This window comes from Paenibacillus lautus (assembly GCF_050482385.1).
GTDB lineage: Bacteria > Bacillota > Bacilli > Paenibacillales > Paenibacillaceae > Paenibacillus_AQ > Paenibacillus_AQ lautus_B.
The window spans coordinates 834361-853228 of the sequence record NZ_JBCNHV010000001.1 but is presented as its reverse complement, the minus strand read 5'-3'; the positions used below and the strand labels follow the sequence as shown (position 1 = coordinate 853228).

Annotated in this window: 19 protein-coding genes and 2 pseudogenes; 18 read left to right on the top strand and 3 right to left on the bottom strand. The window is 50.1% G+C overall.

Annotation, left to right across the window (positions count from 1 at the left end):
- Positions 1 to 178: 178 nt before the first annotated feature.
- Positions 179 to 1033 carry an AraC family transcriptional regulator gene (locus ABEW73_RS04010; protein WP_430161945.1) on the bottom strand — a complete coding sequence of 285 codons (855 nt, stop codon included), beginning with the start codon at positions 1031 to 1033 and terminating at the stop codon, positions 179 to 181.
- Positions 1034 to 1171: 138 nt separating this feature from the next.
- Positions 1172 to 2284 (bottom strand): DUF3626 domain-containing protein, encoded by a 1113-nt coding sequence (locus tag ABEW73_RS04005; protein ID WP_430161947.1) that lies wholly within the window; start codon positions 2282 to 2284, stop codon positions 1172 to 1174.
- Between the two features lie 232 nt (positions 2285 to 2516).
- On the opposite strand from ABEW73_RS04005, the gene ABEW73_RS04000 reads away from it, so the two are divergent.
- The 5 genes and pseudogenes from ABEW73_RS04000 to ABEW73_RS03980 form a co-directional block, all read left to right on the top strand.
- Positions 2517 to 3278 (top strand): SDR family NAD(P)-dependent oxidoreductase, encoded by a 762-nt coding sequence (locus tag ABEW73_RS04000; RefSeq protein ID WP_430161949.1) that lies wholly within the window; start codon positions 2517 to 2519, stop codon positions 3276 to 3278.
- A 162-nt stretch (positions 3279 to 3440) separates the two neighbouring features.
- A pseudogene (locus tag ABEW73_RS03995) lies at positions 3441 to 3694 on the top strand (VOC family protein).
- A 207-nt stretch (positions 3695 to 3901) separates the two neighbouring features.
- Positions 3902 to 5308 (top strand): MBOAT family O-acyltransferase, encoded by a 1407-nt coding sequence (locus ABEW73_RS03990; RefSeq protein ID WP_430161951.1) that lies wholly within the window; start codon positions 3902 to 3904, stop codon positions 5306 to 5308.
- Positions 5309 to 5320: 12 nt separating this feature from the next.
- Complete coding sequence (locus ABEW73_RS03985) at positions 5321 to 6865, top strand: stalk domain-containing protein (protein WP_430161953.1); 1545 nt, start codon at positions 5321 to 5323, stop codon at positions 6863 to 6865.
- A gap of 50 nt (positions 6866 to 6915) precedes the next feature.
- Positions 6916 to 7128: pseudogene (locus ABEW73_RS03980) on the top strand (hypothetical protein); the annotation flags it as partial.
- Positions 7129 to 7308: 180 nt separating this feature from the next.
- Here the strand turns inward: ABEW73_RS03980 and ABEW73_RS03975 are convergent.
- Positions 7309 to 8256 carry a phosphotransferase gene (locus ABEW73_RS03975; protein WP_430161955.1) on the bottom strand — a complete coding sequence of 316 codons (948 nt, stop codon included), beginning with the start codon at positions 8254 to 8256 and terminating at the stop codon, positions 7309 to 7311.
- Between the two features lie 319 nt (positions 8257 to 8575).
- Here ABEW73_RS03975 and ABEW73_RS03970 point away from each other — a divergent pair, with 319 nt between their 5' ends.
- From ABEW73_RS03970 to ABEW73_RS03910, 13 genes are all read left to right on the top strand, one after another.
- A complete protein-coding gene (locus ABEW73_RS03970) occupies positions 8576 to 8872 on the top strand; it encodes a BMC domain-containing protein (RefSeq protein WP_272044134.1) in 297 nt (98 codons plus the stop codon).
- A 23-nt stretch (positions 8873 to 8895) separates the two neighbouring features.
- Positions 8896 to 9189, top strand: a complete 294-nt coding sequence (locus ABEW73_RS03965; RefSeq protein WP_006677931.1) for a BMC domain-containing protein — start codon at positions 8896 to 8898, stop codon at positions 9187 to 9189.
- A gap of 39 nt (positions 9190 to 9228) precedes the next feature.
- Positions 9229 to 10368 carry a 1-propanol dehydrogenase PduQ gene (locus ABEW73_RS03960; protein WP_430161957.1) on the top strand — a complete coding sequence of 380 codons (1140 nt, stop codon included), beginning with the start codon at positions 9229 to 9231 and terminating at the stop codon, positions 10366 to 10368.
- A 213-nt stretch (positions 10369 to 10581) separates the two neighbouring features.
- Positions 10582 to 13137 carry a choline trimethylamine-lyase gene (gene cutC / locus ABEW73_RS03955; protein WP_430161959.1) on the top strand — a complete coding sequence of 852 codons (2556 nt, stop codon included), beginning with the start codon at positions 10582 to 10584 and terminating at the stop codon, positions 13135 to 13137.
- 87 nt (positions 13138 to 13224) lie between these two features.
- Complete coding sequence (cutD, locus tag ABEW73_RS03950; protein ID WP_430161961.1) at positions 13225 to 14187, top strand: choline TMA-lyase-activating enzyme; 963 nt, start codon at positions 13225 to 13227, stop codon at positions 14185 to 14187.
- Between the two features lie 80 nt (positions 14188 to 14267).
- The gene (locus ABEW73_RS03945; protein WP_430161963.1) at positions 14268 to 14621 is read left to right on the top strand and encodes a BMC domain-containing protein; all 354 of its coding nucleotides are present in this window, start codon (positions 14268 to 14270) and stop codon (positions 14619 to 14621) included.
- Complete coding sequence (locus ABEW73_RS03940; protein WP_430161965.1) at positions 14618 to 15049, top strand: EutP/PduV family microcompartment system protein; 432 nt, start codon at positions 14618 to 14620, stop codon at positions 15047 to 15049. The genes ABEW73_RS03945 and ABEW73_RS03940 overlap by 4 nt, the downstream gene beginning before the upstream one ends.
- A 19-nt stretch (positions 15050 to 15068) precedes the next feature.
- Entirely contained in the window at positions 15069 to 15773 is a 705-nt protein-coding gene (locus ABEW73_RS03935) for a cobalamin adenosyltransferase (protein WP_430161967.1), read from the top strand.
- Positions 15731 to 16570 carry an ethanolamine utilization protein EutJ gene (eutJ, locus tag ABEW73_RS03930; protein WP_430161969.1) on the top strand — a complete coding sequence of 280 codons (840 nt, stop codon included), beginning with the start codon at positions 15731 to 15733 and terminating at the stop codon, positions 16568 to 16570. The genes ABEW73_RS03935 and eutJ overlap by 43 nt, the downstream gene beginning before the upstream one ends.
- Positions 16571 to 16891, top strand: a complete 321-nt coding sequence (locus tag ABEW73_RS03925; RefSeq protein ID WP_430161971.1) for a BMC domain protein — start codon at positions 16571 to 16573, stop codon at positions 16889 to 16891. It begins immediately after the preceding gene.
- Positions 16878 to 17141 (top strand): EutN/CcmL family microcompartment protein, encoded by a 264-nt coding sequence (locus ABEW73_RS03920; protein ID WP_021259266.1) that lies wholly within the window; start codon positions 16878 to 16880, stop codon positions 17139 to 17141. The genes ABEW73_RS03925 and ABEW73_RS03920 overlap by 14 nt, the downstream gene beginning before the upstream one ends.
- A 227-nt stretch (positions 17142 to 17368) precedes the next feature.
- The gene (locus tag ABEW73_RS03915) at positions 17369 to 18025 is read left to right on the top strand and encodes a cupin domain-containing protein (protein WP_430161973.1); all 657 of its coding nucleotides are present in this window, start codon (positions 17369 to 17371) and stop codon (positions 18023 to 18025) included.
- 14 nt (positions 18026 to 18039) lie between these two features.
- The gene (locus ABEW73_RS03910; RefSeq protein ID WP_430161975.1) at positions 18040 to 18852 is read left to right on the top strand and encodes a BMC domain-containing protein; all 813 of its coding nucleotides are present in this window, start codon (positions 18040 to 18042) and stop codon (positions 18850 to 18852) included.
- Positions 18853 to 18868 lie beyond the last annotated feature (16 nt).

Here is an 18868-nt window from a genome sequence, read left to right as displayed (position 1 = left end):
GGGTTAAAGACATAAATTTCGATATAAAAGCCGCAAGCTTGTGATATCACAGAGCTTGCGGCTTTTATCGGCTGGATCATTATGTTGACGGAATGGCTGGAATGTCCGCTGAACCCATAGGCAGGGTATACTGCTCATTGGTTTTGCATTATGGGTCGGTAGAGGGGGGGAGCCCTGGTTAAGCCTTTCTAATGACAGGAATCCATAACTCATTCTTATTCTCATCCGGCGGAAGATAGCATTCGATAGCAGGTATCGGTGCGAGATCATAAGCATGGGATGGTATCCACTCCGTATAAAGACGCTTCCACATCTCCGCAATGCCGCTCGGATCTCCTTCCAACTCGAATACGGCCCAAGTGGCGGCAGGGAAATGTCGCTGTATCATCGGTTCTTGAGCCGTATCCTTGGATACGACGGACATGATGTAGTCAAAATGCTCATTCTTCCCGTAGTCACCGTCTGCACAAACACCCAGTATGCCCCGGATCGGGTGGTCTTGCTCACGATAGTTCCATAGCCTCTCGAAAATGCCCTTCTCCAGGGCTTCCTGCCAGAGGCGGGGAACATCTTCATAGGCCTGCTGCGTGTTTACTTGCTCCTTGAAACCGACAACGGAAAACGCCTTTATTTCTTCAATTCTGTAATTCATTTCGGCAGCCCCTCGCATTGAGAATTGAAAGGAGATGCGGGGATAGGCCTTCAGTTTGGTACCGGCTTGGCGAGCAGCCGTTGGCGTTGTGCCATGCATATTCTGGAACGCGCGTGCGAACGCCTCCGGGGAATCATAACCATATTTTAGGGCAAGGTCGATAACTTTGATTTCGCTGTTTTGCAGCTCGTAGGCGGCCAGCGTCAGCCGGCGTCTCCGAATGTATTCGGACAACGAAACATCCGTAATGAACGGAAACATGCGTTGAAAATGATACACGGAGCAGCATGCGATCTGTGCAGCTTCAGCGTAATCAATCTCCTCTGTTATGTGCGCTTCTATATAGCCTATGGCCTGATTCATCCGCTGGACCCAATCCATCCGGTCATCATCCTTTCTAAGATCAATATATAAGAAGTAGCGCCCGAAAGGCCTAGCCGTTGCTGCACGGATATCGCTAGCCCGGTTATTTTAAGTCGGATCATCGTTCCAATGCACGTACTTAGGTGAAAATACAGCTTAGCGGTTTGGCGTTTCCGGATACGAATGTCCATACTTTACGAGTACATGCCACAGCTGTTTGAGATGCTGGAAGGTTTCATCAAATGTTCCCCAATCGCTCCATTCGCTTGGATCATGGTGCAGTTGAGCAGCGGCTTTGCCTATAATGGCTGCATCCAGCATGCCCAGCGAGCCTCCAAAGCGTTGATCGATCCGTTTGGCGAGCGGCGGCATGGCGGGTCCCCGGAAATCATCCGGAACATCCTGTACAGCAAGGCGGAAGCCTGGATGCCAGGACAAAGTGAGGTTATACCGTTCGCATAATGCATGGAACAAATGCCCGATCGGGGTGTCCTTATAGGATGGATCGGCCACCAGGGCCTCCACATCGCTGGACAAGTCGATGACACCATGGATTTGCGCTTCAATATAATCATCCAAGGAACGCCCGACAGGTCGAAAGGACCCGGTATGCGATAAAGGCAGATGAAGAATCCGCTCCAGCATGGATGGAATGTCCATATCCCGGGAACCCAGGGCAGAGCCTGTAGACTCAACTTGATGCAAGAGTGCAGCGAGAATTGAATACCATTGCCGGATGGTGCCTACAAACTCAGGACCTGCATGACTGTCTCCAAATGTAAAGGTACAACGGTTTAATATGTTAGGGGATAGCACCAACAAACAGGAACCGAAGCGGGGAGACGCACCATCGGCATAATTCATGAGATTGAGAGCTCCGTATTTCGGCCGCTCGTCGTTACGCACACCGTGCTGCTGGTAGGCACCGCCAAACAGGAGCCGTTCCCATTGGTCGCGGTCACCGCCCGGGTAGGCCGTTCGGCTTCCATTCGTCACACTCGTGATGAACTGGTTATGATATATGCCTTCTGCCAAGAGGGATTCGATGACAGCTTGTCCGGTGGGCAGTATCCGATCCGGGTGGAAATTTAACGTAACACGTGCAGACTTTTCGATATGGGTTAACAGCGAGCCGATCGTTACGGAATCTTTTCCGTGTTTCCGCAAGATTCGTTCCGTCATTTCCAAAGCGACCTTTTGTTGGCCCGCCGCTGTTGATTCGACATGAAGAATGGCTTGTTGCTGTGCTTCAGATAATCGTTCGCTCATACTTGGATTTCCTCCATGCTCTCCAAACTCTCCATACTAGACAATGATCGCTATAATCCTCATCATTTCTAGCCCACGGGCAGAGATTCCTCTATTGCTGCTGCAAATTAACGTACTGTAGGCCTTAATTGGATGGATTTACTGGGGAGGGGGATCTGGAAACGATTGCCACTGACCAGCCATCATGCTTTAATGAAACTACATAGAATCTAAGGTGATGGAGGTATTACATATGCAGCCTAATTTCAGCATTCAGGATAAAATCACAATCGTGACGGGGGCCAGCAAAGGCATCGGTTATGGACTAGCCCAAGCGCTGGCAGCAGCTGGAGCCAAGGTTGCCGTCATGGCACGAAGCAAAGAATCGCTGGATCGATTGGTCGAGGAAATCTCTCAGGCAGGAGGTCAGGCCAAGGCCTATGAGCTGGACGTCCGGAATGTGGAGCAGATCCGAACCGTATTTGGTCAGGTAGCCAAGGATTTCGGCCGGCTCGATATCGTGGTCAATAATGCGGGTCTGGGAGAGGGGATGCTTGCGGAAGATATCACCGAGGATTATTGGGATGAGATGATGGACGTGAATTTGAAGGGCGTATTTTTCTGCTGTCAGGCCGCTGGCCGCATCATGCTGGAGCAGGGGTACGGAAAAATCATTAACGTCAGCTCTCAGGTGAGTGTCGTTGGGATTACCGAAGGTGCAGCTTATTGCGCCTCCAAGGGCGGCGTGAATCAGCTGACAAAGGTGCTGGCGCTGGAGTGGTCCAGTCGCGGTGTAAATATCAATGCGGTGGGCCCGACATTCATTCATACGCCGGGAACGGCCGAGCGTCTGGACTCGCCGGATTTTCGAGATGGCGTATTGGCTCGTATTCCGGCAGGAAGGATCGGTACCATTGGAGACGTGGCGGGAGCCGTCATTTATCTGGCCTCACCGGCGTCCGATCTTGTTACAGGTACTTTGCTGCTTGTGGATGGCGGCTGGACAGCACAGTAGTGCTGCATTCATTAGAAGATTCTATCGCTTATATATAGGAGGCTTTCGAAGGTCCTCTTGTAACTCCTTTAAATCTAGCAATGCATAAGAAAGATAGCATGAGACCTTTTGCTAAACTGGATTGTGATTGATGAGGTGAAGTCAATCAGGACTGCACCCTTAATGAAGGAGGAGAAAACGATGATTACGTCTGCTATTCAAGTTACTATTTTCGTGAGAGACCTTGACGAAGCCAAAGCCTACTATACGGAGAAGCTGGGGTTTCATGTTGTAGCGATACCGACCAAGATTATCAGGATTTGAAAGCAAGAGGTGTCGTATTCCATGGAGAACCGAAGCCTGTTCCAGGTGGCAGAGGCGTAGGTTTTGAGGATTTATATGGTAATCAGTTCGACTTATATCAAGTTCTCCGATAATGCTTGGGGCACCTGCCGACTCCTAAATTTGTTGGGTTAAATACTTCAGTTTATATGGAAATGGTTCGATATAAATCATATAAAGCAGGCACAAGAAAATTATATCTCAAATGTAAAATATATGATATTATTTAGAAATCGTCGTCTAAAAACGACATAAACCGAAGCGAAATGTGAAGTCAGGAAGTCGGAGGTGCCTGTTCAGGCATGTTGTTTAATTCTTATCCTTTTATTTTTGTGTTTCTGCCGATTACGGTGCTTGTTTATTTTATGTTGAACCGGCTTCGTTATGGATTGGCTGCTAAATGCTGGCTGGCATTATCCTCGCTATTCTTCTACAGCTGGTGGAATATCAGTTATTTACCTCTTCTTCTCGGCTCCATTGCCTTCAATTATGCCATGGGGCGTCTGCTCCAAGCACGTCAAGCTCATTCCCAAGATCCAACCGCTTCCCGGCGCGGTGCAAAAGGCATATTAATCGGCGGTATATCAGGCAATGTATTGCTGTTAATCTATTACAAATACGCTGATTTCTTCATCGTTAATATAGGAGCTGCAACAGGGTGGGAAGTATCTCTCCTCAATCTGGTGCTGCCGCTTGGGATCAGCTTCTTTACCTTTACCCAAATCGCATATTTGGTAGATGCTTACAAAGGGAAGGCCAGTGAGTACAATATCGTCAGCTATGTGCTGTTTGTGACCTTCTATCCGCATCTTATCGCGGGACCGATTCTGCATCATGGTGAGATGATGCCGCAGTTCGATCGGGTTCGGGGCAAGCTGTGGGATTGGGGGAACGCCGCAAACGGCATTTTTATATTCTGTGTCGGCTTGTTTAAGAAGGTGGTCATTGCCGATACGCTGGCGGTTTATGCCAATACAGGCTTTGATTCTGCTTCGAGCTTCATTGATTCCTGGGTAGCTGCGCTATCTTATACGTTCCAGCTTTATTTTGACTTCAGCGGTTATACCGACATGGCTATCGGTGCTGCGCTTCTGTTCAATATCCGGCTGCCGCAGAATTTCAACTCACCTTATAAGGCGGTGAATATTCAAGACTTCTGGCGGCGCTGGCATATGACACTGAGCCGATTTTTACGGGACTACATTTATATTCCGCTGGGAGGCAACCGCCGTGGTGAAGCGATCATGCTGCGGAATCTGGTGCTGACCTTCCTGATTGGCGGTCTGTGGCACGGTGCCGGCTGGACTTTTCTGTTCTGGGGCCTGCTGCACGGTGTGGGACAAGTCATTCACCGATTTTGGGGGAAGCTCGGCATTGCGATGCCGCGTCTTCTCGCTTGGACGATCACCTTTGTGTTCATTACGGTTACCTGGGTCTTTTTCCGAGCGGAAAGCTGGGCAGATGCCATGCGGCTGATGAAGGGAATGAGCGGTTTATCGGGTATTCATCTGAATTTGGACGCTGCCCTGTTAGAGCCGCTTGCGATCATGATCCTCATCGCCCCGATCGTGTTCTTCTGTCGGAATTCCTCGGAGCTGTCCGTGTCCTTCCGGCCGAACTTCAGACAGGCTGTAGTATGTGCGGTACTGTTTGTGATCTCTTTGATGTACATTACTCGCATTAGCGAATTTTTGTATTTTAATTTCTAGGAAGGGCGGCTAATGAACATGCCATCCACATCAACAGCCGCGAAGTCGGCACCATCCAAGAGGCAGGCTGTGGCAGGTCCCCAACCTGCCCGAGCTTCTCGGAGAGCCGGAAAAAGGATGCTGATTCAGTTTGCTCTAGTTTCCATCGCAGCTGCTCTGCTGATCAGTTGTATGACATTTGTGCTGGACCCTTTTCAGTTCTACCGCAAGGCAACCTGGTATTCTCCTGTATTCACCGGCGAGCAGCGATACCAGAACCCTGGTCTGGCCCGCAATTATCCCTATGATACGATTATTCTGGGCACATCCATGACGGAGAATTTCCTGCCGTCTGAGGTGGGAGAGGCTCTGGGAGGTCAAGCGCTCAAACTGTCCATGCGAGGATCAACAGCGGATGAGCAGTTCAAGATTGCATCGCTGGCGCTCGAGACTGGGAAGGTGAAGAGAGTCCTGTGGGGACTGGACTATTTTGCACTCAAGAATCCGGATGAGGGCACAGATGCTAATTTTCCTGATTACCTTTATGATGACATCTGGTGGAACGATTATAAGTATTGGTTCAATTACTCCGCTTATGAAAGCTTTGCAAGAGGGATTGCCAAGTCGCTCCTGGGCGGAACACCCCAAAATATCGAGTATCTGTATAACTGGAACGATGAAGCAACGTATGGAAGTGATCAGGTGATGAATGCCTACGATCGGGCAAGAAACACGGAACACTATTTTGGCGTAAATGAAGAGCCGATCGAGCAGGTTCAGCATCATTTCAATACATATGTGTTGTCGTTGGTAGAGGCATATCCCGACGTTGAATTTATTGTCTATTACCCACCATACAGCATTTTGCGGCAGAAGCTGTGGCAGGACACGAACCCGGCCCGTTACAGCAACCAGTTGGAGATGAAGACGTGGATGTTCCAGCAGCTGAACCGTTACGGCAACACGCAAGTATATGATTTTCAGGCCGAAGTGGACTGGACCTACGATTTCTCGGTATTCAAGGATCTGTCGCATCATTCACAGGACATAAACTCCCGTATAACTTGGGCAATCAGTGAAGGGGATGTCCGCTATAAGGTGACACCGGATAATGTTGAGGCATTCACGGAACGGCTATCCAAACAGGTTGATACAGTGCTGATAGTCGGGAAGGAAGCCCGCAGCGTGGAGGTACGGATTGCCGAAAACGGAGAACCCGTCCATTTTACAAGTCGGAAGATGCCGGATGAGACAGAATTGATGGTACCCGTGAAGGAAGCGGTTAAAGCGCTTGGGATATCAGCGGTTTATGATGCAGGAAAAATAACTTTATCGGATCAAGCTTCTGTCGCCGAACTGACGGTAGATTCAACGAATGCTTGGGGGTGGAGCAGCAAAGAGGATTCCAAGAAAGAAGCGGCCGCAGCCGAAATTACGCTTCAGCATGCTCCTTATATCTCGGAGGGCAGGACGATGATCCCCCTCTTGCAAACGGCCGAATTATTGGGATATCAAGTAGAGGTGAAGAAGCTGGATCACTATACGTTACAGTTTGTCCTCAAGGGTCCTGCTTCATAGAGATATTAGAGTGCATTGCGACCATTGAAACAATTTCGCTGCAATCGACGCAAAGCGCGGATCAGCCTATTATTGCGGGACAAGTCGCCAACATCGGAGCGGGTATTACGTTACATATGCAAAGCTTGGCTGCACAGCAACTGCGTAATGCCACAGAACATGTGTTAAGCCATTCAACATTCAAGAAAGACGCTGCAAACATACAGCAATCCTTTCGCATATCAAGTGGATATGTAGTAACCCCCAGATTTACAGCCGTATAGGCACGCGATCTTGGGGTTATGTCAGGAATCAAATCGTCAAATTACAAAAAACCTGTACTTTTTTATCCATGCAGATAAAAAAGTACAGGTTTTTGTATATGATCTAACCGGTCAATCGTTTTGAAAGGGATTGGCCAAACCTCCGAAAGTTTCTCATTCCAAAGCAAGCAACGACTTGTGCTAACGCATCACCATGTCGGCAATAGGGTAATCCGGCTGAACGCTTAATACTTGAATATTTCGACGCAGACGGTTATAGCGCAGCGAGCAGTAATCCAGGTAATCATCCCCCGTATAATGGCGCAGCAGGGCCCATACTGTCCATAACAAATCTTGGGCCATCATATAACATTTTACCTTCATCAGATCATCCTGCGTAAACGTATTGCCGTAATAGACTTCAAACAGTTGGTCAATCGCCTCTGCTGTCAAACGCGATTCGATGATGTACGCGGCAATATCAAAGGCCGGATCGTTCATTCCAGAATATTCCCAATCTATCAAATAGACACTGCCATTGCCATCGACGAGAAAATTCTCGGGAACCGTATCATTATGGCAAGGTACGGAAATGACATGTTTAACATTCTCATTCATAAAACGAAGCAATTGCTCTTTTAAGGAGGCGTAGTCAAAAAACAATTCTCCGTTGATCTCCGTGACAATGGCTTCATATTTGGCAAGTTCACTGAGCCAATCAAACTGGTTAGGGAAGTGTTTGGGACTGCCATGAATCTTCTTCAGTAAAGAAGAAACGGCCTTCAGGCTTTGCAAAGCCAAGGGGTCTGCCGCGGCTAGCGTTTTGCTGTCTTGAATATACTTGCTGATCTTAATGCCGCTTTCCTCATCGAAATAGATACATTCCGAATTCACGCCAAACTCCGAAGCGATGCCGTTGTTCACACGTTCTATCCTGCGGTCGATCATTTGATCCGTCAAGTTACCCGGCTTGCGAATCACATATTCCGTTCCGTGGATATTCATAATGTAGTTATAATTGGTCAACCCGCCCGCAAAACGAGATTTGTCAAAAATAATAGAATCATCTTCAAAAAATAGACGTAGTTTTTGCTGCACCAGATCTTCCATATTCATATGTTTGGATAAAAAGTCGTTTAGAGGTTTCATGATGACCTTTTCTCGGCATTTCATATGTCATGCGTTAAACATGGCACACATTCGCCGCACAGATTTTGCCACAATTATAGCAAGACAGGCGGAGAAGTTCAATGAACTGAACGAGTCTGAGGGCATTCTGGTACTTGTGATGCAAGAAAGACGTTTTTGTACCAGATTGTTGGTAAAAGGGGCATTAGAATCCTAAAATCAGCTACCGAATCTTCCATAATAACGGGGCGAACCTATGTTAACCTGCAAGTGAGAGTTAAATGTCTAAGAAATTAAGCGGATTCACTAATAAAAATTATCCTGGTGAGGTGAGGTTCGAATGGAATACCGGGGAGAAGAAGCTCTCGGTCTTGTGGAAACACTGGGCATGGTTCCTGCCATCCAAGCAGCGGACGCTATGCTGAAAGCAGCAGATGTTGTTCTGGTATCCTACGAGAATGTTGGTTCCACGCTCGTAACCATAATGGTAAAAGGTGATGTCGCGGCGGTTCGTTCGGCAGTAGAGGCTGGTGCTGAAGCGGCAGCGAAGATTGGCAAAGTCACTGCCCATCATGTGATGCCGCGTCCGCTCCGTTCTATTGCAGGAATCGTGAAAGCGCATGCTATTAACGCATAATTGCCAGGAGGGGAGAAAGGTTCATGAGCAAGCATGATGCACTGGGTTTCATTGAAACCTTTGGAATTGTATTCGTCATGGAAGCAGCCGATGCCATGTGCAAAGCAGCTGATGTAGATTTAATCGGTTACGAAAACGTGGCATCCGGTTATATATCTGTCCTTGTTCGTGGAGATGTAGGGGCTGTAAGGGCTGCAGTAGATGCTGGTGTCGCCGCTGTACAGGCGATGGGGACTGAGGTTTACTCTTCAAACGTTATTCCCAACCCACACCCAGACATTGAAAAGATCATTGCCCGCTATGCCCTTCCATCTTAGGGGCAGGTTACCGGCAGAAATTCAAGGGAGGTGCCCGTGATGAACGACATCTTTGTTATGAAATCGAAGGTATATTCAGGTGAACAGTCACTGAATAAACTGGCGGAAATTCAAGGCACGAAAGCCTGCATCGTATCTGATCCGATGATGGAGAAACTGGGATATCTGGGTCAGGTGGTTGATCTGCTGCAAAGCGGTGGAATATCCGCAACAGTGTATACCGGTGTTAAGCCCGATCCGAGCGTGAGTGTTGTAGCCGAAGCGCTTCAAGTGTATTGGGAAAGCGGCGCTGATGTGTTACTGGCGCTGGGCGGCGGCTCCGTCATTGATACAGCGAAAGGCGTTCTGTACTTCGCTCGGCAATATGCGCAGGAGAAAGACGAGCCTTTTGTCAAACCATCGTTTGTCGCCATTCCATCCACCAGCGGCACCGGATCGGAAGTGACCGACTTTTCGGTAATTACGGTGGATGGAGACAAAATGGTTATCGTGGACGATTTTATCGCACCGGACATCGCGATTCTCGATTCCACTCTTACCAAGCAATTGCCAAACAAAATCGTGGTGGACACCGGAATGGACGTTCTTACTCATGCGCTGGAGGCTTATGTCTCTACCCAAGCGACCGACTTTACCGATGCGTTAGCTGAAAAGGCCGTCCAATTGGTATTTGCTCATCTGGAAACGCTTTACCATGATCCGGCAGACGCTGAGGCGCGGGATCGGGTACAGAATGCGTCCTGTATGGCGGGAATGGCTTTTACTAACGCTGGTCTAGGTATCATTCATAGCATGTCCCACGCCTTTGGCGGAACGTTTCACATTGCTCACGGACGGGTGAATTCCCTTCTTCTTGAGGCGGTAATGGAGTATAACGCCAACCTGGGCGGAAAAGTCATAGACAGGGTATGCGAACGCTATGCTAGGCTCGCTTCGCTGCTGCACTTGCCGGCACGGACCGCCCGTGAAGGAACCGTAAGTTTGATCCAGGCAATTGGAAAGCTGAAGCGTTCCATCGGTATCGAACACGGAATTCGTGAGCTTGGTGTTGATCAGGATGCTTTTGACGAGGCGTTGGCCCGCATGGCACAGACCGCGATAGCTGACCGCTGTACGCCAACCAATCCACGTCAACCAACAGCAGAAGAGTTGGAGCGAATCTACTGTAAAAGCTTTTAAATGCAAGTTCAAAAAGGACGGTTTTCAGCACCGAGAAGGTTGGATGAAGCTAGGGACAGAGGAGCGGAGCGTACGTTTTGGGTACGTGAGCACCGGAAGGCCCGGCTGAATTCAAGATTCGATGCCGAGTCTACTTCCTGATCCACTTCGTGATCAAAAGCGGACTTTTTGAACTACCTATATGAAATCTTACTAGATTGCGAGGGAAAAATATTGGATATTCATGAGTTTTCAAGCAAATTTGCTAATGCAACGAAGGCCATGGCTCCTCAAGAACGAGAAGCCATTATGAAGCTGTTCCAGGGAATTTCAAAACAGCTTTCGGATAAGGGAGCTCAGCCGCAGGTTGAACTAAGCCTCGGCCAGCTTCATAAGGAAGAATGTGCATACCCGGAAGGAATGACCGAGCGTTTGCGAGCTTTGAAAGAACATTATTTGACTGCTACGCCAAGCATTACAACCTATCGTGCCAGAGCCTTTACTCAGGTATATAAGGAAAATCCAGGTCTGCCAGCGATTATGCTGCGTGCCAAGGCTTTCCGCAAAGCGTGTGAAGAAGCTCCGCTTCTCATTCAGGACAACGAGTTGATCGTTGGTCATCCTTGCGGCGCACCGCGCGCGGGCGCTTTCTCGCCCGACATCGCTTGGCGCTGGACCCGGGATGAGCTCGATACCATTCATAACCGTCCTCAGGATCCGTTCTACATCTCGGAGGAAGACAAGCGGATCATGCGCGAGGAGCTGTTCCCGTTCTGGGAAGGCAAATCGGTGGATGAAATATGTGAACAGCAATATCGGGATGCTGGTCTTTGGGAGTTTTCCGGCGAAGCGTTCGTCAGCGATCTTTCCTATCATCAGATCAACGGCGGCGGAGACTCCAACCCAGGCTACGATGTCATTCTAATGAAGAAAGGGATGCTGGATATCCAGCGGGAAGCCAAGGAGCATCTTGCGAAGCTGTCCATGCAAAACCCGGAAGACATCGACAAAATTTATTACTATAAATCCGTGCTGGACACGACCGAAGGCGTGATGGCGTATGCCAGACGGATGTCTGAATACGCATACCAGCTGGCTGCAAAAGAAACAAATCCGAAGCGCAAGGCGGAGCTGCAAAAAATCGGTGAGATCAACGCTCGCGTGCCGGCTCATGCGCCGACTACATTCCATGAGGCAGTGCAATCGGTCTGGACCGTAGAATCTCTGCTCGTGGTGGAAGAGAATCAGACAGGCATGTCTGTCGGCCGTGTGGATCAATATATGTATCCTTTCTATGAGGCGGACAGAAAAGCCGGCCGAATGACAGAGTTTGAAGCATTCGAGATTGCAGGCTGCTTCCTGATCAAATGCTCGGAAATGATGTGGGTTTCCAGCGCGGGCGGCTCCAAGTTCTTTGCCGGCTACCAGCCGTTCGTCAATATGTGTGTCGGCGGGCAAAAACGAGAGGGCGGCGACGCCACCAACGACTTGACTTATCTGCTCATGGATGCAGTACGTCATGTCGGCGTTTATCAGCCTTCGCTCGCTTGCCGTATCCACAATAGTTCTCCTCAGAAATACTTGAAGAAGATTGTGGATGTCGTCCGTGCGGGGTTGGGCTTCCCGGCCTGCCATTTCGACGATTCCCACATCAAGATGATGCTGATGAAGGGCTGCAGTATCGAAGATGCCCGCGATTACTGTCTGATGGGCTGTGTGGAGCCGCAAAAATCCGGACGCTTGTATCAGTGGACCTCCACCGGATACACCCAGTGGCCGATTGCCATTGAATTCGTCCTTAACCGCGGCAAAATGCTCTGGCACGGAAGCAACCCGGGATTGGACATGGGCGATTTGAGCAACTTCAAGACCTATGAAGAATTTGAAGCAGCGGTGAAGAAGCAGGTAGAATACATCACCGAGCTCTCCGCAGTGGGTACGGTAATCAGCCAGCGCGTTCACCGCGATTATGCGCCGAAACCGCTTATGTCGATCATGTATGAAGGCACGATGGAGAGTGGTCGTGACGTTTCCGCTGGTGGCGCCATGTATAACTGGGGACCTGGCTTGATCTGGTCCGGCCTGGCAACTTATGCCGATTCGATGGCTGCCATCAAGAAGCTGGTTTACGATGACAAAAAATATTCGCTCGAGCAAATCCGTGACGCGTTGCTGGCCGATTTCGATGGTTATGAGCAGATCCACAGGGATTGTCTGGACGCGCCAAAATTCGGTAACGACGACGATAATGCCGATCGCATCGCCGCCGATATCACGGGATGGACTGAGAACTATCATCGCAAATTTAAAACGCTATACTCTACCTTCAGCCATGGTACGCTTTCGATTTCGAACAATACGCCTTTCGGCGAGATGACCGGTGCTACCGCTAATGGGCGCAAAGCATGGCTGCCGCTGTCCGACGGTATCAGCCCTACCCAGGGTCATGACAAGAAGGGACCGACGGCTATCATCAAATCGATAAGCAAGATCGATGTCGAGGCCATGAATATTGGTATGGTGCATAACTTCAAGCTTTTGCGCGGTTTGCTGGAAACACCTGAAGGAGAGAACGGACTGATTAATCTGTTACGGACAGCCTCCATTCTCGGAAACGGCCAAATGCAGTTCAGTTATGTGGATAATGAAACGCTGATTAAAGCGCAGCAAAATCCTGATCAATACCGTGATTTGATTATTCGGGTCGCCGGCTACAGTGCATACTTCGTGGAATTGTGCAAAGAAGTGCAGGATGAGATCATCAGCAGAACGATGATTGAGCATTTCTAAAATAGCCCCTTGCCTCTTCTCCGGCACTGTACGCCGGGGAAGAGACATACTGGCATTTAGATACGCTTTAAGGAAGGAGCCACAGCTATGGAGTCAGGTATGCCGGAAAAGCAGGCACGTATTTTCAACATTCAAAAATATTCCATATACGACGGCCCCGGTATCCGGACGCTTGTTTTCTTCAAGGGATGCCCCCTGCGCTGTCAGTGGTGTGCGAACCCGGAGGGTCTGGAAAAGAAATATCAGGTGATGTACCAACGGGATTTGTGTAACGATTGCGGGGCATGTGTTGCGGCGTGTCCTAAGGGAATCCACCGTATGGACACTTCCGGCTCGCAGGAGCCGTCCAAGCCGCAGCATGTAGTTGACCGGAAGATCGAGTGCATGGGCTGCCGGGCATGTGAGAAGGTTTGTCCCGCGCGGGCGCTTTCTATCGTCGGGATGAATATGACGGTATCGGAAATTGTGGAAATTGTAGAGCAGGATATGCTGTTCTACACGACGTCCGGCGGCGGCGTCACCTTGGGCGGCGGCGAAGTATGCGCGCAATCCGAATTTGCGGTCCATTTGCTCAAGGAATGCAAGCGCGCCGGAATTCATACGGCCATTGAAACCTCCGGGCATACCAAACCGGAAGCGATTTTGGCCATGGCCGAATTCACCGATCTGATATTGTACGATGTGAAACACATGGATTCGGATCGCCATTATCAACTGACGGGTGTACGCAACGAGCGCATTCTCGACAATTTGCGGGAACTGATTACCCGCAAACATAACGTGATGGTGCGGATGCCGCTGATGAAGGGGCTCAATGATGATGCGGACACCATCCGCAAAACGGTGGAGTTTCTGCTTCCCTATAAGGAATACCGGAATCTTCAAGGCATCGATTTGCTCCCGTATCACAAGCTGGGCATTAACAAATACAGGCAATTGGATATGGTTTACAGCGTTGAACGCGATTTAAGTCTGAATGAAGCTGATTTGGAGCGTATTGAACGTCAAATCAGCCAATACGATTTCCCGGTTCGGGTGGTCAAACATTAAGACATGCTTTCGAACCCAGTTTTGTTCGGTAAAGCTGCCGCTTTACAAACTCGCAAAACTTTTAGGAGGAGGATGTTTATATGCAGCAGCCTGATGGGCCGGATCTTGGGCGGATTATTCAAGAGTCGGTGCCGGGCAAACAAGTGACGCTGGCCCATATCATTGCTTCACCCGTGCCTGATATGTATGCAAGACTGGGCATTGATGAAGCGGGGGCTATTGGCATATTAACACTCTCGCCCAGCGAAACCTCCATTATTGCCGCCGATATCGCCACCAAGGTGGCAGATGTGGAAATCGGCTTTCTGGATCGCTTTACGGGTTCGTTGCTTCTCACCGGAGATATAGCCAGTGTGGAAACTGCGCTGCGAGCCATCATTGAGACGTTCTGCAATCGTCTGGGTTTCGCAACGGCGGAAATTACACGGACATGAAAAAACGTATGATGCTGATCGGCCCGACAGGCTGCGGAAAAACGACGCTGGCCCATGCGCTTGACGGTACGGATCGCCCGTTGCGGCGGACGCAGGATTTGATCTACGGGCCGAAGACGATCGATACACCCGGCGCGTATGTCGAGCATACCTGGATGTACAGGCATTTGATTGCAACGGCGCAGAACGCAAGCCATATTTTGATATTGGTGGATCAGTCCCGGCATCTGGAAGTCTACCCGCCCGGCTTTGCGTCTTCTTTCACAAAGCCGGTTGTTGGGGTAATCACGAAAACCGATCTTGCGCTGGAAAATGAGAATTACGGTGTACAAGTTTTAAAACGTACCGGGATAACCGAACCCTTTTTCCGCATTAGTCTTCCCGTGGGAAGGGGAATCGGGGAATTGAAACGTTATTTGTTCTGGTAATAAGAGTGGAGTTGATACCATGAAATTTATTACCGAAATGGAATTGCGCAATGTGTACAGGATAGAACCTTTTACATCATACATGGTGGAGTATGGAAGCCGATTGACGCCGGAGGCGCGTCAGTTTTTGACGGATCGCCAGATCGCCGTCTCCTACGGTACGCAAGTGCAAAATCAGGAACAAAAGCAAGAGCCGCTCCCGAATCCGGAGCAACAGGCGGAAAATCCGGATTGGCGGCGTGGGAAGCTGCGCTGTCAAATGCAATCCGTCTCAGCCCTGTTCTTGTTAACCGGGCAGGAGCTGCTGGAGCGGGATGTGCTGCTGGCCCAGAAGGTGCTAGAGCTGTCAAGGCAGTTTTCGGCTCTCCAGAAAGGAGAAGGAGGCGGCGGATCCACAGCCGATTTATTTTTCCAGGGTTGTACCGGCATTCCTGCCGATGTTCTTTGTGAGGATGCGGGAGATTGCTTTGAGGTAACCGAGTTTCACATTCAATTGGAAAAGGGCAGAGAAATTGCTTTGCTTCACCGTCTGCGCTGCGCTTTGCGGGAGCTTGGGTTTGCCGTATTGGAAGCCGAAGATGCTAGTCCCCAAGAAAAGCCTCAGGTACCTATTATTCCTGGAATCAACTACATGATTAACGCATTGAGCTCGCTTATTTGCAGAACGACAGGAGGTAGAACATGCCAGAGACAAAACCCTTCGCATACTGCGATCAACTCGTAAAGCAATTTGAAGCGGTTATCCAGAAACCGATTCCGGGTCGGTCTTCGTTCTACTATACCGGTGTGGATCTGGGAACGGCCTGTGTGGTGCTTACGGTTTTGGATGACACCCGGAAGCCGGTGGCGGGAGCTTACCGCTACGCCGATGTGGTCCGCGACGGAATGGTGGTGGACTACTTAGGAGCGATTCAGATCGTAAGGGAGCTTAAGGCGCAGTTGGAGCAGCAATTGGGTGCAGAACTTGAATATGCGGCTTCGGCGATTCCTCCGGGAACCGATTTGCTGGATGCTGGCGCAATCAAGCATGTGATTCAGGGCGCGGGTTTTGAAGTTACGGCTTTATTGGATGAACCTACGGCGGCTAATGCCGTGCTGCAAATATCCAACGGTGCCATTGTAGATATTGGCGGCGGAACGACGGGCATTTCGATTCTGAAGGATGGCAAGGTTGTCTATGTCGCCGACGAAGCTACGGGAGGCACCCACTTTTCTTTGGTGATTGCCGGGGCTTACCAGATGAGTTTTTCTGAAGCCGATTTGTTTAAGCGCGACCCTGCTCATCACCAAGAATTGCTGCCGCTGCTCCGGCCGGTTATTGATAAGGTTGCCTCCATCGTCAACCGCCATGTTGTTGGCCATGAGGTCAAGGAATTGTACTTGGTAGGGGGCACCTGCTGCCTGTCCGGTATGGAGGCAATCATTGAGCAGAAGACCGGCATTGCTACCTATAAGCCTAGCAACCCCCTGTTTGTCACGCCGCTGGGCATTGCTCTGAATTGTACACGGGAGGCGATGTGAATGGAATTTCGGATTATCAAATCTCCTTCCAAGGGGACGCTGGACATTTTGCTTCGTCGCAGAGGAGTACCCAGTAGTCGGGAAGTTCCCCCATGCGACGCGGTCGGACTGGTGCAGGGCAGGCTGATTGATATGATATGGGCCGCTGATGTAGCTGAAAAAGTGGTGGGCGTAACCGTGGAGGATATTCGCGGCAGCTGTCCGCAGAACATGATCCTTCTCGCCATTTTTGGTGACACGGCTTCCGTGGAGGACGCCATCGCCGAGATTAAGCAGAGGAGCGGAACAGCGGGGAGGAAGGACTGCTATGATTGCCGCTGAATTGATTCACAATATCTGGTCTACCCGTAAAGCCGATTCCCTTGTGGGAATGAAACTGATGCTGGCCGAGGTGATTGGTGGAAGCGACGACGGGCGCCGCTTGATTGTAGTCGATACGATCGGCGCTGGCATAGGCGATCGAGTGATTGTTTGCACCGGCTCTTCGGCCCGCAAAATGCTGCATACAGACGATGTTCCTGTGGATGCCGTCGTCGTCGGCATCATCGACGCAGACTGCGTTTTCGAATAAATGCTCGAACAGAAATCTTATAGAGGTTGTTCAAAAAGTCCCCCTTTGATCACGAAGAAACACTGAATGCATATTCGACATCGAATCTTGAATTCAGCCGGGCCTTCCGGTGCTCACGTACCCAAAACGTACGCTCCGCTCCTCAGGCCCTAGCTTCATCCAACCTTCTCGGTGCTGAAAGTCTGACTTTTTGAACACTTACTTATAATTCGAAAGGGGGCGAGAAGTTGAAAAAACTGATATGCGCTGCGGATGTGGAAGAATGGGTGACTTCCGGACAGAAGCGGTGCTGCATTGACAATAACACGATTGTGACACCGGCGGCCCATGATAAGGCAAGGGAGCTGGGGTTGGTGTTTACCCATGAGCCATGTGAGGCCATGAGTTCCGAGGCTGTAGGCTGCGAAACTCAGGATGATCTCGACATGAATGCCATTTTTAAAATATTCAAGATGTTATCGGAAAAAGGTCTGGTTGAAAAGCTGTTGGGAACGGCTCTTGAGCCACCTTATCAGGCGGAGACGGATCCGACTGGCTTGAAACTTGTGCGGGGCCGGACGGTAAAAATGGAAGCTTACGAAACGGGGAAACCCGGTGCCAAGGTATATCGACAAGAGGTAATCGGGAAACCGGATTGTTCCATGAGTGCAGGGTTTCTGACTGTTGATCACGATAGCTTCGAGCAGGAGACGGCCCACGAAGAAACTTATATGGTGTTGGAAGGTTCGCTTGACGTCACTTTGAACGAGAGAACCTTCACCGCTCATGAGGGAGATGTACTCTACATCCCCAAAGGGGTGAAAGCGACCAAGGGATCGTCGGACTGCGCGAGGATGTTTTATATGAATTATCCGGCAGGTGGTCCTGATCGGAAGCTGCAGTAACAGGAGGTGATAGCATGCAGGCGCTTGGATTAATTGAAACGCGGGGACTTCTTCCGGCGATTGAATGTCTGGACATCATGCTCAAATCAGCTCAGGTAGAACTGATAGAAAAGTGCAATGTGGGCGGCGGGCTAGTAACGATCGCGGTAACTGGCGATGTCGGCGCTGTTCAGGCATCCGTGGAAGCAGGGGCCTCCGCGGCGCAACAATTGGGCAGTGATGTGCTCATCAGCCGGCATGTCATTCCAAGACCCCACGACGACATTCAGAGCATCATAGGCGGGCGTAATGTTTCGAACCTTGCCAAGAAGAAGGAAGAGCCGGCGCAGCCAGTACAGCATATTCAGGCGGCGGAACAGTTTCCAAAGCAGCTGCCCGAGCAAACGCCAGAGCAGACTCCGGAAACGGACGCATTGTCTGAGGTTCCAATGGACACGGCACCCGATGTTCCACTGGACGAAGCTCCTAAAGTTTCACTGGAAGCGGCGCCCGATGTCAATAACGGTGGTGAAAAAGGCTTCCCTCCACTAGCAGCCGATCCCGCTCAAGTTCTTGCGTCTGAAGAGGCCAGCCCGGAAACAGGCAATGAAGATTCGGTAGATGGAGAGCAGGCAGTGCTGGACAGTCCATTCAAACACCAGATTGACGTGCTGGTAAAGGAAGTCGGGCTTGACAAAGCAATGGAGCAACTGGAATCGATGACAGCCGTGAAGCTGCGCCGACTGGCCAGAGAGTGCGGTCCTGCGTATGGGATGAGCATGACGACCATTTCCAAGGCCAACAAGGTGAAACTGCTCAAGCGGTTCCGCCATTATTATCAACAGTAAGCTGGATTCGAGAGGG